Origin of the sequence: Streptomyces sp. NPDC048257, assembly GCF_043201855.1 — a bacterium.
GTDB lineage: Bacteria > Actinomycetota > Actinomycetes > Streptomycetales > Streptomycetaceae > Streptomyces.
Genome location: NZ_JBICZI010000014.1, coordinates 158,678 through 172,520, shown reverse-complemented (window position 1 = coordinate 172,520; position 13,843 = coordinate 158,678). Strand labels below are relative to the sequence as shown.

Genomic DNA, 13,843 nt, shown 5'->3' with positions numbered 1-13,843 from the left:
TGGGACTTGCCCCGGGGGGGCTCGTGCCCCCCACCCACCCCGGTCCCCCCCGCGGGGGGGGGGCCCCCCCCCGCGGGGGGGGGGGGGGGCGCCGCCCCCCCCCCCCCCCGCCCCTGCGGGCACGGCGGGTTACTGCTTGTGGGCCGCCCAGGCGTGCTGGATGACCAGGTCGGCCTTCAGCTCGGTGAGCTGGGTCGCGACCGCCGACGGGGCGGTGCCGCCGCGGCCGCTGCGCGAGGCCAGGGCGCCCTCGACGTTCAGGACCGTCCGGACCTCCGGGGTCAGGTGCTCCGAGATCTTCGCGAACTGGTCGTCCGTCAGTTGGTCGAGCTCGATGCCCTCGCCCTCGCAGACCTTGACGCACTCGCCGGCCACTTCGTGCGCCACCCGGAAGGGCACACCCTGCTTGACCAGCCATTCGGCGATGTCGGTGGCGAGCGAGAAGCCCGCCGGTGCCAGCTCCTCCATCCGCTCCCGGTTGACCGTGAGGGTCGCCATCATGCCGGTGAAGGCCGGCAGCAGGACCTCGAGGGTGTCGCAGGAGTCGAAGACGGGCTCCTTGTCCTCCTGGAGGTCCCGGTTGTACGCCAGGGGCAGCGCCTTGAGGGTCGCGAGCAGGCCCGTCAGGTTGCCGATGAGACGGCCCGACTTGCCGCGCGCCAGCTCCGCGATGTCCGGGTTCTTCTTCTGCGGCATGATCGACGACCCGGTCGAGAAGGCGTCGTGCAGGGTCACGAAGGAGAACTCCTTCGTGTTCCAGATGATGATCTCCTCCGCGATCCGGGACAGGTTGATCCCGATCATCGCGGTGATGAAGGCGAACTCGGCCACGAAGTCGCGCGAGGCCGTGCCGTCGATCGAATTGCCGACCGAGCCCCGCTCGAAGCCCAGGTCGGCGGCGACCGCCTCCGGGTCCAGGCCCAGCGAGGAGCCGGCCAGGGCGCCCGAGCCGTACGGGGAGACCGCGGTCCGGGTGTCCCACTGGCGCAGCCGCTCCGCGTCCCGGGACAGGGACTGCACGTGGGCCAGTACGTGGTGGGCGAAGAGCACCGGCTGCGCGTGCTGGAGGTGGGTCCGGCCCGGCATCGCCACGTCGTGGTGGGTCTCGGCGAGGCCGACCAGCGCGTCCTGGAGGTCCGCGATCAGGCCGCCGATGATCCGGCCGTGGTCGCGCAGGTACATCCGGAAGAGGGTGGCCACCTGGTCGTTGCGGGACCGGCCGGCGCGCAGCTTGCCACCGAGGTCGGGGCCCAGCCGCTCCAGCAGGCCGCGCTCCAGGGCGGTGTGCACGTCCTCGTCGGCGATGGTCCCGGTGAAGGAGCCGCTCGCCACGTCGGCCTCGAGCTGGTCGAGTCCGGCGATCATGCGGTCGAGCTCTTCGGCCGTGAGCAGGCCCGCCTTGTGGAGCACGCGGGCGTGGGCGCGGGAGCCGGCGATGTCGTACGGCGCGAGGCGCCAGTCGAAGTGGACCGACGCCGACAGCAGGGCCAGCGCCTCCGAAGGACCGTCGGCGAACCGGCCGCCCCAGAGCCGGACGTCACCCTTGTTGCTGCTCACAGCTACTGCTCCTCAAGACTGCATGGCTTTGACTGCGGGTAAGGCTCCGACGCCCCAGGGCCTCGGCGGCCTGTCGGGCTTCGGATGTGCAACCGCCTCCCCGCCGCGGAGGTAACGGGGAGGCGGTCCGGACTGCTGATCGGTCAGGCGAGGTCGCGGCGGGCCGCGATCTTCGAGGAGAGACCGAAGATCTCGATGAAGCCCTGGGCCTTGGACTGGTCGAAGGTGTCGCCCGAGTCGTAGGTCGCGAGGTTGAAGTCGTACAGCGACTCGTCCGACTTCCGGCCGGTGACCACGGCGCGGCCGCCGTGCAGGGTCATCCGGATGTCACCGGTGACGTGCTGGTTGGCCTCGTTGATGAAGCCGTCCAGCGCCCGCTTGAGCGGGGAGAACCACAGGCCGTCGTAGACCATCTCGCCCCAGCGCTGCTCCACCTGCCGCTTGTAGCGGGCCAGCTCGCGCTCGACGGTGACGTTCTCCAGCTCCTGGTGGGCCGTGATCAGCGCGATCGCGCCCGGGGCCTCGTACACCTCACGGGACTTGATGCCCACGAGACGGTCCTCGACGATGTCGATCCGGCCGATGCCCTGGGCGCCGGCGCGGTCGTTCAGCTGCTGGATGGCCTGGAGCACGGTGACGGGCTTGCCGTCGATGGCGACCGGGACGCCCTCCTTGAAGGAGATGACGACCTCGTCGGCCTCGCGCGGCAGGGCCGGGTTCGAGGTGTACTCGTAGATGTCCTCGATCGGCGCGTTCCAGATGTCCTCCAGGAAGCCCGTCTCGACGGCGCGCCCGAAGACGTTCTGGTCGATGGAGTACGGGGACTTCTTGGTGGTCGCGATCGGGAGCTGCTTCTCCTCGCAGAAGGCGATCGCCTTGTCCCGGGTCATCGCGTAGTCACGGACCGGGGCGATGCACTTGAGGTCCGGGGCGAGGGCGACGATGCCCGCCTCGAAGCGGACCTGGTCGTTGCCCTTGCCGGTGCAGCCGTGGGCGACGGTCGTGGCGCCGTGCTTCTTGGCCGCGGCGACCAGGTGCTTGACGATGGCCGGCCGGGAGAGCGCCGAGACCAGCGGGTACCGGTCCATGTAGAGGGCGTTCGCCTTGATCGCCGGGAGGCAGTACTCGTTGGCGAACTCGTCCGAGGCGTCGGCGACCTCGGCCTCGACCGCACCGCAGTCGAGCGCGCGCTTGCGGATGACGTCCAGGTCCTCGCCGCCCTGGCCGACGTCCACGGCAACGGCGATGACCTCGGCGCCCGTCTCCTCGGCGATCCAGCCGATGGCGACGGAGGTGTCCAGGCCGCCCGAGTAGGCGAGTACGACGCGCTCGGTCACGGGTTTCTCCTTACGGTGCATTCAACGACAGGCATAACTATGCACTACTCCGTATGTTTCGTCAATCGGTCGCGCGGGCGGCTCCGGCGCGCCCCCCACCTCCACCGCCTGACCTGCGGATATATGAGAGGCGAGGCGACGGCCCGGCTGCCTACGATCAGGACCACCAGTCACGGGGAGGACCTATGGACACCGGCACGCAGACGCAGATCCCGCCGCCCGGGAGCCCGGCGACCGCGTGGATCGACTTCGACCACGCCGTCCGGCAGACCTACTACTGGTCGCACGCGAGCCCCCTCGGCGCGCCGCCGGCGGTGCGGCTGTGCCACTCGAACGGCCGGATCCGGGAGGCTGCCCTCCGGGCGCCCGAGCCGCTGCCCGAGCTCGTCGCGATCCGGTGCGCGGACTGGGTCCCGGCCGTACGCGAGCGGGCCCGGCAGGTTTTGGCCGCGGCCCTGGCCGACGACCGCGCGGGCACGCTGCGCCGGCTGACACCGCTCGTCATCCGGCTCGGCCGGCGCGAACAGGGCGCATGGGCGCTGGAACGCTTCGAGGACGTGCTGAACGAGGACCGCACCCTCCTCGCCGAGCTCCGCGAGAGCGCGGATCCGCCGACCCGGCGGTTCGCCGCGCGGCAGACCCTCGACGCCGGGCTGCTCGGCGTACGGGAGCTGGCCCGGCTGGCAGCCCGCGAGCACGATCCGCTGACGAGCCGGCTGTGGACGGACGCGACGCTGGCCGCCCTGGCCTGCGACGGGCCGGACGACGAGGCGATCGACGCCCTGCGCGGCGGCCGCGGCCCGATGGTCCGCGCCGGCGGGGTCACCGCCCTGCGCGGCGCCGGCCGCACGGCTGAGGCCGCCGGACACCTCGCCGACCGCTCCGGACTGGTTCGGGCCTGCGCCCGCTGGCTGGTCCGCCAGGGCGGCGGCGACCCGTACCCGCTCTCCCTCCAGTTGCTGGCCGAGCCCGCGCGCGTGACCCCGTACGCGGTGATCGGCTTCGCCGAGTGCGCCCGCCGCGAGGACGCACCGCTGCTGCGCACGCTGCTGGAGCACCCCGCCGGTCCGGTGCGGGCGGCGGCCGTCGCCGGGCTGCGCCTGCTGGACGTCACGGACGTCGAGCTGCTGCGGCCGCTGCTGGACGACCCCGCGCCGGCGGTGGCCCGCGAGGCGGCACGCAGCCTGAGCGCCTCCGCCGGGCAGCTGCCCGGCGACTGGCTGTGGGCCCGCATCGCGCCCGAGCGGCCGCCGCACACCCGCCGGGCCGCCTACCGGCTGCTGTTCGCCCGGGGCGGGGTGGCCGGACTACGGGCCTCCGTCGAACTGCTGACGGACCGTGACCCGGCCCTGCGGACGGTCGCCGCGCAGCGCGTCCGGAGCATGTGGTCGCCGTACCGGCCGCCGGAGCTGCCGGCGCGGGACCCGGAGGTCGGCGCCCTCCTGGACCGGTGCACGGACCTGTTCAGCGACTACGTCATGCGGCAGATGCGCGCGCAGCTCGGACTTCCGCAGTGCTCGGCCCCGGCCGACGGATACTGATCCGTATGGGAAAGCTCTACGAACGCATAGACGGCCGCCTGCGCACGTTCATCGAGGAGCAGCCGATCTTCTTCACCGCCACCGCTCCGCTCACCGGTGACGGACACGTCAACCTCTCCCCCAAGGGCCGCGCCGGAACCCTCGTCGTCATCGACGAGCAGACCCTGGCCTACCTGGACTTCGGGGGCAGCGGCGCCGAGACCATCGCCCACGTCCGCGAGAACGGCCGGATCACCCTCATGTGGTGCGCGTTCAGCGGGCCGCCCAACATCGTGCGCATCCACGGCGAAGGCGAGGTGGTTTTCCGCGACGATCCCCGCTGGGGCGAACTGGTCGCCCTGTTCGGCGAGGCCGACGGGCCGTCGGCGCGGGCCGTCGTCCTGGTCCACGCCCGCCGGATCTCCGATGTCTGCGGGTACGCCGTCCCGCTCATGGAGTACCAGGGCGAGCGGACCCTGCACGCGGAGTACTTCGGCCGCAAGACGGACGAGGAGTTCGCCGCGTACTGCGAGAAGAAGGAGTTCATCGGATCGAGCCTCGACGGCCTGCCTGCGCTGCCGCTGCCCCTTCCGCCCCGTACCGTCTGACATGTGCTGCGTACCGCTGTAGTCACCGTCTCACTGATCGTCACGACCCTGCTCCCGCAGGGTCCCGCGCCCCTGCCGGACCGGCTCGCCGACACCGGCGGCGGAAGTCAGCTGATCACCGCCGTCGCGCCCGCACCCGGAGCCACCACCGGCAAGGTGGTCTGGTGGGAGCGGTGGGCGGGCCGGTGGCACGAGTCCGGGAGCGCGCCCGCCCGCTTCGGGGCGAACGGCCTCACCGAGGGGGCGACCCGGACCCAGGGCACCAACACCACGCCCACCGGCCTGTACGAACTCCCCTACGCCTTCGGGATCCGGCGGGCACCGGCCGGTACGGACCACGACTACCGGCGGGTGACCGCGGACTCCTGGTGGTGCCAGGACAACGCGTCCGCCCACTACAACCGCTGGGTCGAACCACTGCCGGCGGACTGCGCGCCGGGCGAGGCCGAGCACCTGGTGACGTACGAGAAGCAGTACGCGCACGCCCTGGTCATCGCCTTCAACTACGACGAGCCCGTACGCGGCCGGGGCGCCGGGATCTTCCTGCACGTCAACGGCAAGGGCGCGACGGCCGGTTGCGTGTCCGTGCCGGAGCGGGCCATGCGGGCGATCCTGCGCTGGGCCGATCCGGACCGTCGTCCGCACATCGCGATCGGCACGGAGTCGGGGGCCCTGGCCGTGACCCGCTACTGAGCCCCCGGACTAGCTCTCCTTCTGCGCCAGACGCAGCAGGTGGTCGGCGAGGGCCTGGCCGCCCGCCGGGTCCCGGCTGATCAGCATCAGGGTGTCGTCGCCCGCGATCGTGCCGAGGATCGCGCGGAGCTCGGCCTGGTCGATCGCCGAGGCGAGGAACTGCGCCGCACCGGGCGGGGTGCGCAGGACCACGAGGTTCGCGGAGGCCTCCGCCGAGATCAGCAGTTCCCCGGAGAGGCGCCGCATGCGCTCCTCCTTCGCGGACTCGCCGAGCGGGGCCTGCGGGGTGCGGAAGCCGCCCTCGCTGGGTACCGCGTAGATCAGCTCGCCGCCGGTGTTGCGGATCTTCACCGCGCCCAGCTCGTCGAGGTCGCGCGAGAGCGTCGCCTGGGTGACGCTCAGCCCGTCGTCGGCGAGCAGCTTGGCCAACTGGCTCTGGGAGCGGACCGGCTGCCGGTTGAGGATGTCCACGATCCGGCGGTGACGCGCGGTGCGGGTCTGCGGGACGGCCTGGCCGCCTTGCTCGTTGTCCTGCGCCTGACTCATCGTCGTCTCATTCTCCGGATCCGTCCCCGCCTGCTGCGTCGAGGATGCCGGGCAGCGCCCGGACGAACGCGTCCGCCTCTGCCTCGGTGAGTACGTACGGGGGCATGAGCCGTACGACGTCGGGGGCGGGCGCGTTGACCAGGAAGCCGGCATCCTGAGCCGCCTGCTGCACCCGGGCGGCGAGCGGCTCGGTCAGCACGATACCCAGCAGCAGACCGGAGCCCCGGACGTGGGAGACCAGGGCGTGGTCCGTGCCCTCGATGCCGGAGCGCAGCCGTTCGCCCCGGGCCTTGACCTGGTCGAGCAGCCCCTGGGCGGCGATCGTGTCGATGACGGCGAGGCCGGCGGCGCAGGCGACCGGGTTCCCGCCGAAGGTGGTGCCGTGCTGGCCCGGCTGGAGCAGGTCGCCCACGGGGCCGAAGGCGACCACCGCGCCGATGGGCAGGCCGCCGCCCAGCCCCTTGGCGAGGGTGACGATGTCGGGCTCGACGTCCTCGTGCGCCTGGTGCTCGAACCACTGGCCGCACCGGCCGATGCCGGTCTGGACCTCGTCGAGGACGAGCAGGGTGCCGGTGGCGCGGGTGATCTCGCGGGCGGCCGTCAGGTACCCGGCGGGGGGCACGACGACGCCGTTCTCGCCCTGGATGGGCTCGATGACGACGAGCGCGGTCTCCTCGGTGACGGCGGCCCGCAGGGCCTCCACGTCACCGAACGGGACGTGCGTGACGTCGCCCGGCAGCGGCCGGAAGGGCTCCTGCTTCTTCGGCTGGCCGGTGAGCGCGAGGGCGCCCATGGTCCGGCCGTGGAAGCCGCCGTCGGTGGCGACCATGTGGGTCCGCCCGGTCAGCCGGCCGATCTTGAAGGCGGCCTCGATGGACTCGGCGCCCGAGTTGCAGAAGAAGACCTTGCCGGGGCGGCCGAAGAGCTGGAGCAGCCGCTCGCCGAGCGCGACGACCGGCTCGGAGACGAACAGGTTGGAGACGTGGCCGAGCGTGGAGATCTGGCCGGTGACGGCCGCCACGATCGCCGGGTGGGCGTGACCGAGGGCGTTGACGGCGATGCCGCCGACGAAGTCGGTGTACTGCTTCCCGTCGGCGTCCCACACCTGGGCGCCCTCGCCGCGTACCAGCGCGACCGCGGGGGTGCCGTAGTTGTTGCTCAGCGCACCCTGCCAGCGGGCGGCGTACTCCTGGTTGCCGGTGCCCTGCGTCATTGCGTTCCCCCTGACTGGCCGTCGGGCACGACCATCGTGCCGATGCCGGAGTCCGTGAAGATCTCCAGCAGGATCGAGTGCTGGACCCGCCCGTCGAGCACGCGGGCGGTGTTCACGCCGTTGCGTACGGCGTGCAGGCAGCCCTCCATCTTGGGCACCATGCCGCTGGACAGATCGGGCAGCAGCTTCTCCAGCTCGCTGACCGTGAGCCGGCTGATGACCTCGTCGCTGTGCGGCCAGTCCGCGTACAGCCCCTCGACGTCGGTGAGGACCATCAGCGTCTCGGCGCCCAGGGCGGCGGCGAGGGCCGCGGCCGCCGTGTCGGCGTTGACGTTGTAGACGTGGTGGTCGTCCGCGCTGCCCGCGATGGAGGAGATGACCGGGATCCGGCCGTCCGCCAGCAGCGCCTCGATCGCGCCGGTGTCGATGGAGGTGATCTCTCCGACCCGGCCGATGTCGATGACCTCGCCGCCGATCTCCGGGCTGTGCTTGGTCGCGATGATGGTGCGGGCGTCCTCGCCGGTCATGCCGACGGCGAGCGGACCGTGCTGGTTGAGCAGTCCGACCAGCTCGCGCTGGACGTGGCCCGCCAGGACCATCCGTACGACGTCCATGGCCTCGGGGGTCGTGACGCGCAGCCCCGCCTTGAACTCGCTGACCAGGCCCTGCTTGTCGAGCTGGGCGTTGATCTGGGGGCCGCCGCCGTGCACGACGACCGGCTTCAGGCCGGCCTGGCGCAGGAAGACCACGTCCTGGGCGAAGGCGGCCTTGAGGTCCTCGTCGATCATGGCGTTGCCGCCGAACTTGATGACGACGATCTTGCCGTTGTGGCGGGTGAGCCACGGCAGGGCCTCGATGAGGATCTGTGCCTTGGGCAGGGCGGTGTGCTTGCGGGCGGTGCCGCCGCAGGTGCCGGGCTGGCCGGCCTTCTCGTCGCTCATGAGGAGTACGCGCTGTTCTCGTGGACGTAGTCGGCGGTCAGGTCGTTCGCCCAGATGACCGCGGACTCGCTGCCGTTGGACAGATCGGCGGTGATGCGGACCTCGCGGTCCTTCATCGAGACCAGGTCGCGGTCCTCGCCGACCGATCCGTTCTTGCAGACCCAGACGCCGTTGATGGCGACGCCCAGCCGGTCCGGGTCGAATCCGGCCTTGGTCGTGCCGATCGCGGAGAGCACCCGGCCCCAGTTGGGGTCCTCGCCGTGGATGGCGCACTTGAGCAGGTTGTTCCGGGCGATGGACCGGCCGACCTCGACCGCGTCGTCCTCGCTGGCCGCGCCGATGACCTCGATGCGGATGTCCTTGCTGGCGCCCTCGGCGTCGCCGATCAGCTGGCGGGCCAGGTCGTCGCAGACCTTGCGCACGGCCTCCGCGAAGTCCTCGTACGCCGGCACCTGGCCGGAGGCGCCGGAGGCGAGCAGCAGCACCGTGTCGTTGGTGGACATGCAGCCGTCGGAGTCGACCCGGTCGAAGGTGGTGCGGGTGGCCGCGCGCAGCGCCTTGTCGAGGGTGGCGCTGTCCAGGTCGGCGTCGGTGGTGAGGACGACGAGCATGGTGGCCAGGCCCGGGGCGAGCATGCCGGCGCCCTTGGCCATGCCGCCGACGGTCCAGCCGCCCTGGGAGACGGTGGCCGTCTTGTGCACGGTGTCGGTGGTCTTGATGGCGATGGCGGCGGCCTCGCCGCCGTCCGCGGACAGGGCCGCGGCCGCGGTCTCGATGCCGGGGAGCAGCTTGTCCATGGGGAGCAGGACGCCGATCAGGCCGGTGGAGGCGACCGCGATCTCGCCGGCGTTGAACTCGCTGCCGAGTCCGAGTCCGTTGAGCGTGGCCGCGACCTTCTCCGCGGTGGCGTGGGTGTCCTGGAAGCCCTTGGGTCCGGTACAGGCGTTGGCGCCGCCGGAGTTCAGGACGACCGCGCCCACGGCGGCGCCGCGCAGGACCTGCTCGGACCAGTGCACGGGGGCTGCCTTGACGCGGTTGGAGGTGAAGACGCCCGCGGCGGCAAGTCGCGGCCCGTTGTTGACCACGAGGGCCAGGTCCGGGTTGCCGTTCGCCTTGATTCCGGCGGCGATGCCCGCTGCCGTGAATCCCTGTGCTGCCGTGACGCTCACGGTGCGACTCCGATCGTGGAAAGGCCGAGCTGCTCGGGGAGCCCGAGGGCGATGTTCATGCTCTGCACCGCGCCGCCGGCGGTGCCCTTGGTCAGGTTGTCGATGGCGCTGACGGCGATGATCCGCCGGGCGGACGGGTCGTACGCGACCTGGACGTGGACGGCGTTGGAACCGTTCACGGACTTTGTGGCCGGCCACTGCCCCTCGGGGAGCAGCCGGACGAAGGGCTCGTCGGCGTACGCTTTCTCGTAGGCGGCGCGCAGCGACTGGGCGGTGGTGCCGGGGAGGGCCTTCGCGGAGCAGGTGGCGAGGATGCCGCGCGCCATGGGCACGAGGGTCGGCGTGAAGGAGACGCTGACGCGCTGCCCGGCCAGCGGGGAGAGGTTCTGCACCATCTCGGGCGTGTGGCGGTGGCCGCCGCCGACGCCGTACGGGCTCACGGAGCCCATGACCTCGGAGCCGAGCAGGTTCGTCTTGAGCGCCTTGCCCGCGCCGGAGGTGCCGGTGGCGGCGACGATCACGGCCTCGGGCTCGGCGAGCTGCTCCGCGTAGGCGGGGAAGAGCGCGAGGGAGACGGCGGTGGGGAAGCAGCCGGGGACGGCGATGCGCTTGGTGCCCTCCAGGGCGGCGCGGGCGCCCGGCAGTTCGGGGAGTCCGTAGGGCCAGGTCCCGGCGTGCGGGGCGCCGTAGAAGGCGTCCCAGTCGGCGGAGTCCTTGAGCCGGTGGTCGGCGCCCATGTCGACGACGAGGACGTCGTCGCCGAGCTGGGCGGCGACGGCGGCGGACTGGCCGTGCGGGAGGGCGAGGAAGACGACGTCGTGGCCGGCGAGGACCTCGGGGGTGGTCGCCTCCAGGGTGCGTCCCGCGAGCGGCACGAGGTGCGGTTGCAGGGAGCCGAAGAGCTGTCCGGCGTTGGAGTTGCCGGTCAGGGCGCCGATCTCCACCTCGGGGTGCGAGAGCAGGAGGCGCAGGGCTTCCCCGCCCGCGTACCCGCTCGCTCCGGCCACCGCTACACGTACCACCATCGGACCCTCCTCATCGATGGCATGACCATACGTACTTACGCACGTTTATGCAATGTCCGGGTCTGGTGGGAGGGGGTACGACAACGGGGCCGGACGGCAGCGGCGGCCCCTGGAAGATGTCTAGCAGGAAAGATCCCGTTCCGCCGGTGATTCGGGCGGACACGGGCGGAAACGGCCGGTCGGCGCGGCGGTGCGTCCCGTCGACGAGACGACGTCCGGCGGCCCCTGCCCTGGGGCTTCCGCAGCGGCCTACGCAGGGGCCTGCAGGGAGAGGTACCAGTGACCGGACCAGCCGGTCAGGGTGATCGTGGACAGCGGCCGGACGTCCACGTTCCAGTACGTCAGCGGGGGCGCCTTCAGCGCGTACACCAGGGCGGCCCGGACCACCGAGGGCTCCGCCACCGCCACGATCGCACCCCCGTCGTCGGCGGGCCGGGTGTCGAGCCAGCCGCCGATCCGGGAGATGAAGGCGAGCAGGGACTCGCCCCCGTGCGGGGCGGAGCGCGGATCACTCAGCCACAGGTCCACCGCGCCGGGCTCGTGGGCGGTCACCTCGGCCAGGGTCAGCCCCCGCCAGCGGCCCATGTCGCACTCGCGCAGGGCGGGCTGCGCCAGCGGCGCGTACCCGAGGGCCTCGCCGGTGGCACGGCTGCGCGGAGTCGGCGAGCAGTAGCGCAGCTCGGCCGAGCCCAGGGGTACGAGCCCCCGCGCGGCGGACTCCACCGACCGCCAGCCGGCTCCGTCCAGCGGGCGGTCGTCGTCGAAGCGCTCGGTGAGCAGCGAGGTACTACGGGCTGCGGCGACGAGCGAAACCCGAACATGCATGCGGCGATGGTGATCCGCGGACCGCGTGCGGTCAAGCGTTCGGACCGAGGCCGTCCACCAGGCCGGTGCGCAGCCGCTGGACGGCCTCGACCAGTTCCCCGGGGCCGGCGACCCCGGCGAAGCTCAGCCGGACGTGCGGCCCCGGCGGTTCCGCGCAGAAGTACGGGCGGCCGGGCGCCACCGCCACCCCGGCGCGCAGGGCCGCCGCCGCGAAGGCGGTGTCGTCACCGCCCCCGGTCGGCCGGACCCACAACTGGTATCCGCCGGACGGCAGATGCGGCAGTTCCAGCTCGGGCAGGTCCCGGCGCAGGGCCCCCGCGAGCACGTCCCGGCGGTGGCGCAGCTCGGCGGCGACGGTGCGCAGGTGGCGCGGCCAGGCGGGCGCGCCGACCAGCTCCAGGGCGGCCTCCTGGAGCGGCCGGGACACGAAGAAGGTGTCGACGATCTGGATGGCGCGCAGCCGGTCGACCACCGGGCCGCGGGCGGCCAGCGCGCCGACCCGCAGGCTGGGCGAGGTGGACTTGGTGAGCGACCTGACGTGCACCACCACCCCGTCCTCGTCCTGGGCGGCCAGGGTCGCGGGCAGCGGACCGGCGTCCTCGTGGGCCAGGGCCCGGGCGTAGTCGTCCTCGACCACGAAGGCCCCGGCGGCCCGGGCGATGCCCAGCACCTCGGCCCGCCGCCCCGGGGCCAGGACCGCCCCGGTGGGGTTCTGGAAGAGCGGCTGGCATACGAAGACCCGTGCGCCGGTCGCTTCGAAGGCGGCGGCCAGCAGCTCCGGCCGGACCCCGTCGGCGTCCACCGGGACCGGCACGGGCCGGCACCCGGAGGCACGGGCGATGGCCAGCAGTCCGGGGTAGGTCGGGGACTCCACCAGGATCGGCGCACCGGGCGGGGCGAGCGCCCGCAGGGCGGTGGCCAGCGCGCTCTGCCCGCCCGCGGTGACCAGCACGTCGGCGGCGACGACCGCGCCGCCGATCTCCCGGGCGAACCAGTCGCGCAGCTCGGGCAGTCCCTCCAGGGGTGGCCGGCCCCAGGCTCCGGGCCGCCGCCCGGCCCGGGCCAGCGCGGCCGCCATGGCCCGCTCGGGCTGCAGGGAGGGGTGCAGGTAGCCGCTGTTGAGCTCGATCACCCCGGTCGGCGGCGCGGCCAGCGAGCCCAGCACTCCGGTGGCGTCGACGGACCGCGGGACGACCTCCCCGGCCCCCTCGGCGCTGAGGGCGACCTCCTGCCAGGAGGTGTCCCCGACGGCAGGGGCCGCCGTGCGCGGTGCGGCGCGGAAGACCCCCGCGCCGGGCCGGGTGACCACGAGCCCCTCGGCGGCGAGCTGCGCGAGGGCCCGGGAGACGGTGACGGGGCTGACCCGATAGCGCTCGACCAGAGCCCGGCTCGACGGGAGCTTTCCACCCACCGAGTAGCGGTTGAGTTCGGACCTCAGGGATTCGGCCAGTTCCGCCACACTGCTACGCTCGTACATGACAGCACAGAATAGCGCTACTCTCCCGACCACGATAGCGGTCAAGAACCCGGTACGCCGGGGTACCGCCCTCGCCATGCTCGGCGTCGTCGCCTTCTCGCTGACCTTCCCCGCCACCGCGTGGGGGCTGGAGAGCTTCGGCCCGTGGTCGCTGGTCGCGCTGCGCAGTGTCCTCGCCGCCGCCATCGCCGGGGCCTTCCTGCTGGCCCGGCGGGTCCCGCTGCCCGCCCGTGAGCACTGGGCGGGACTCGCCGTCGTCGCCGCCGGGGTGGTCGTCGGCTTCCCGATGCTCACCACCCTCGCGCTGACCACCTCGACGACCTCGCACGCCGCCGTGGTGGTCGGCCTCCTGCCGCTCACCACGGCTGCGCTGTCCGCGCTGCGCACCGGAGCCCGCCCCTCGCGCGCCTTCTGGGCCGCGGCTCTCGCCGGGGCCGCGGTCGTGCTGGGCTTCACGCTCGCGCAGAGCGGCGGCGCCCTCTCCGCGGGGGACGCCTACCTGTTCGGCGCCCTGCTCGTGTGCGCCGCCGGGTACACCGAGGGCGGCCGGCTCGCCCGGATGCTGCCCGGCTGGCAGGTGATCGGCTGGGCGCTGGTCCTGTGCCTGCCGCTCAGCCTGGCCGGCTCCGCTATCGGGCTCGCTTACGAGCCGGTGCACCTCAGCGGCCACGGGCTCGCCGGGCTGATCTGGGCGGCGGCCGGCTCCACCTTCCTCGGCCTGTACGTCTGGTACCGGGGCATGGCCGAGATCGGCGCTCCGCGGGCCAGCCAGCTCCAGCTCGCCCAGCCGCTGCTGACCCTCGTGTGGTCGGTGGCCCTGCTGGGCGAGCACCTCTCCCCCGCCGCACCGGCCGCCGCCTGCGCGGTACTCGTCTGCATCGCGGTGACCCAACGGGTCAAATAGCCCCATGACGACCTAAACTGCTAGCACC

Annotated in this window: 13 protein-coding genes; 4 read left to right on the top strand and 9 right to left on the bottom strand. The window is 72.9% G+C overall.

What is annotated here, in order from left to right; translation table 11 throughout:
• Nucleotides 1–129 precede the first annotated feature (129 nt).
• Nucleotides 130–1,557 carry an argininosuccinate lyase gene (gene argH / locus ACGFZK_RS25020; protein ID WP_393851080.1) on the bottom strand — a complete coding sequence of 476 codons (1,428 nt, stop codon included), beginning with the start codon at nt 1,555–1,557 and terminating at the stop codon, nt 130–132.
• Nucleotides 1,558–1,700: 143 nt separating this feature from the next.
• Nucleotides 1,701–2,894 (bottom strand): argininosuccinate synthase, encoded by a 1,194-nt coding sequence (locus ACGFZK_RS25015; RefSeq protein ID WP_030009472.1) that lies wholly within the window; start codon nt 2,892–2,894, stop codon nt 1,701–1,703.
• 185 nt (nt 2,895–3,079) lie between these two features.
• On the opposite strand from ACGFZK_RS25015, the gene ACGFZK_RS25010 reads away from it, so the two are divergent.
• Genes ACGFZK_RS25010 through ACGFZK_RS25000 form a run of 3 tightly spaced genes read left to right on the top strand, consistent with a single transcriptional unit; the run spans nt 3,080 to nt 5,715 of the window.
• Nucleotides 3,080–4,435, top strand: a complete 1,356-nt coding sequence (locus ACGFZK_RS25010) for a hypothetical protein (RefSeq protein ID WP_393851079.1) — start codon at nt 3,080–3,082, stop codon at nt 4,433–4,435.
• A gap of 5 nt (nt 4,436–4,440) precedes the next feature.
• Complete coding sequence (locus tag ACGFZK_RS25005; RefSeq protein WP_393851078.1) at nt 4,441–5,022, top strand: pyridoxamine 5'-phosphate oxidase family protein; 582 nt, start codon at nt 4,441–4,443, stop codon at nt 5,020–5,022.
• 6 nt (nt 5,023–5,028) lie between these two features.
• Entirely contained in the window at nt 5,029–5,715 is a 687-nt protein-coding gene (locus tag ACGFZK_RS25000; protein ID WP_393851093.1) for a L,D-transpeptidase, read from the top strand.
• A gap of 9 nt (nt 5,716–5,724) precedes the next feature.
• On the opposite strand, the gene ACGFZK_RS24995 is transcribed toward ACGFZK_RS25000, so the two are convergent.
• From ACGFZK_RS24995 to ACGFZK_RS24965, 7 genes are all read right to left on the bottom strand, one after another.
• A complete protein-coding gene (locus ACGFZK_RS24995; RefSeq protein ID WP_030010023.1) occupies nt 5,725–6,261 on the bottom strand; it encodes an arginine repressor in 537 nt (178 codons plus the stop codon).
• 7 nt (nt 6,262–6,268) lie between these two features.
• Nucleotides 6,269–7,474, bottom strand: a complete 1,206-nt coding sequence (locus ACGFZK_RS24990) for an acetylornithine transaminase (RefSeq protein WP_393851077.1) — start codon at nt 7,472–7,474, stop codon at nt 6,269–6,271.
• The gene (argB, locus tag ACGFZK_RS24985; protein WP_393851076.1) at nt 7,471–8,415 is read right to left on the bottom strand and encodes an acetylglutamate kinase; all 945 of its coding nucleotides are present in this window, start codon (nt 8,413–8,415) and stop codon (nt 7,471–7,473) included. The genes ACGFZK_RS24990 and argB overlap by 4 nt, the downstream gene beginning before the upstream one ends.
• Nucleotides 8,412–9,584: a bifunctional glutamate N-acetyltransferase/amino-acid acetyltransferase ArgJ gene (gene argJ / locus ACGFZK_RS24980; protein WP_393851075.1), complete on the bottom strand. Its 1,173-nt coding sequence runs from the start codon at nt 9,582–9,584 to the stop codon at nt 8,412–8,414. Before argJ ends, argB begins: the two co-directional genes overlap by 4 nt.
• Nucleotides 9,581–10,609 carry an N-acetyl-gamma-glutamyl-phosphate reductase gene (gene argC / locus ACGFZK_RS24975; protein ID WP_393851074.1) on the bottom strand — a complete coding sequence of 343 codons (1,029 nt, stop codon included), beginning with the start codon at nt 10,607–10,609 and terminating at the stop codon, nt 9,581–9,583. Before argC ends, argJ begins: the two co-directional genes overlap by 4 nt.
• Before the next feature lie 249 nt (nt 10,610–10,858).
• Entirely contained in the window at nt 10,859–11,434 is a 576-nt protein-coding gene (locus tag ACGFZK_RS24970; protein ID WP_393851073.1) for a histidine phosphatase family protein, read from the bottom strand.
• A gap of 31 nt (nt 11,435–11,465) precedes the next feature.
• Nucleotides 11,466–12,911, bottom strand: coding sequence for a PLP-dependent aminotransferase family protein (locus tag ACGFZK_RS24965; RefSeq protein WP_393851072.1), 1,446 nt, complete (start codon nt 12,909–12,911; stop codon nt 11,466–11,468).
• On the opposite strand from ACGFZK_RS24965, the gene ACGFZK_RS24960 reads away from it, so the two are divergent.
• Entirely contained in the window at nt 12,910–13,815 is a 906-nt protein-coding gene (locus ACGFZK_RS24960; protein ID WP_393851071.1) for a DMT family transporter, read from the top strand. The two genes, ACGFZK_RS24965 and ACGFZK_RS24960, sit on opposite strands and share 2 nt — an antisense overlap.
• Nucleotides 13,816–13,843: the final 28 nt, after the last annotated feature.

What these genes read in the sequence shown, in the direction of transcription:
- ACGFZK_RS25010 (WP_393851079.1), top strand. Translation starts at nt 3,080, where the DNA reads ATGGACACCGGCACGCAGACGCAGATCCCGCCGCCCGGGAGCCCGGCG.
- ACGFZK_RS25005 (WP_393851078.1), top strand. Translation starts at nt 4,441, where the DNA reads ATGGGAAAGCTCTACGAACGCATAGACGGCCGCCTGCGCACGTTCATC.
- ACGFZK_RS24995 (WP_030010023.1), bottom strand. Translation starts at nt 6,261, where the DNA reads ATGAGTCAGGCGCAGGACAACGAGCAAGGCGGCCAGGCCGTCCCGCAG.
- ACGFZK_RS24990 (WP_393851077.1), bottom strand. Translation starts at nt 7,474, where the DNA reads ATGACGCAGGGCACCGGCAACCAGGAGTACGCCGCCCGCTGGCAGGGT.
- argB (WP_393851076.1), bottom strand. Translation starts at nt 8,415, where the DNA reads ATGAGCGACGAGAAGGCCGGCCAGCCCGGCACCTGCGGCGGCACCGCC.
- argC (WP_393851074.1), bottom strand. Translation starts at nt 10,609, where the DNA reads ATGGTGGTACGTGTAGCGGTGGCCGGAGCGAGCGGGTACGCGGGCGGG.
- ACGFZK_RS24970 (WP_393851073.1), bottom strand. Translation starts at nt 11,434, where the DNA reads ATGCATGTTCGGGTTTCGCTCGTCGCCGCAGCCCGTAGTACCTCGCTG.
- ACGFZK_RS24960 (WP_393851071.1), top strand. Translation starts at nt 12,910, where the DNA reads ATGACAGCACAGAATAGCGCTACTCTCCCGACCACGATAGCGGTCAAG.
- ACGFZK_RS24965 (WP_393851072.1), bottom strand. Translation starts at nt 12,911, where the DNA reads ATGTACGAGCGTAGCAGTGTGGCGGAACTGGCCGAATCCCTGAGGTCC.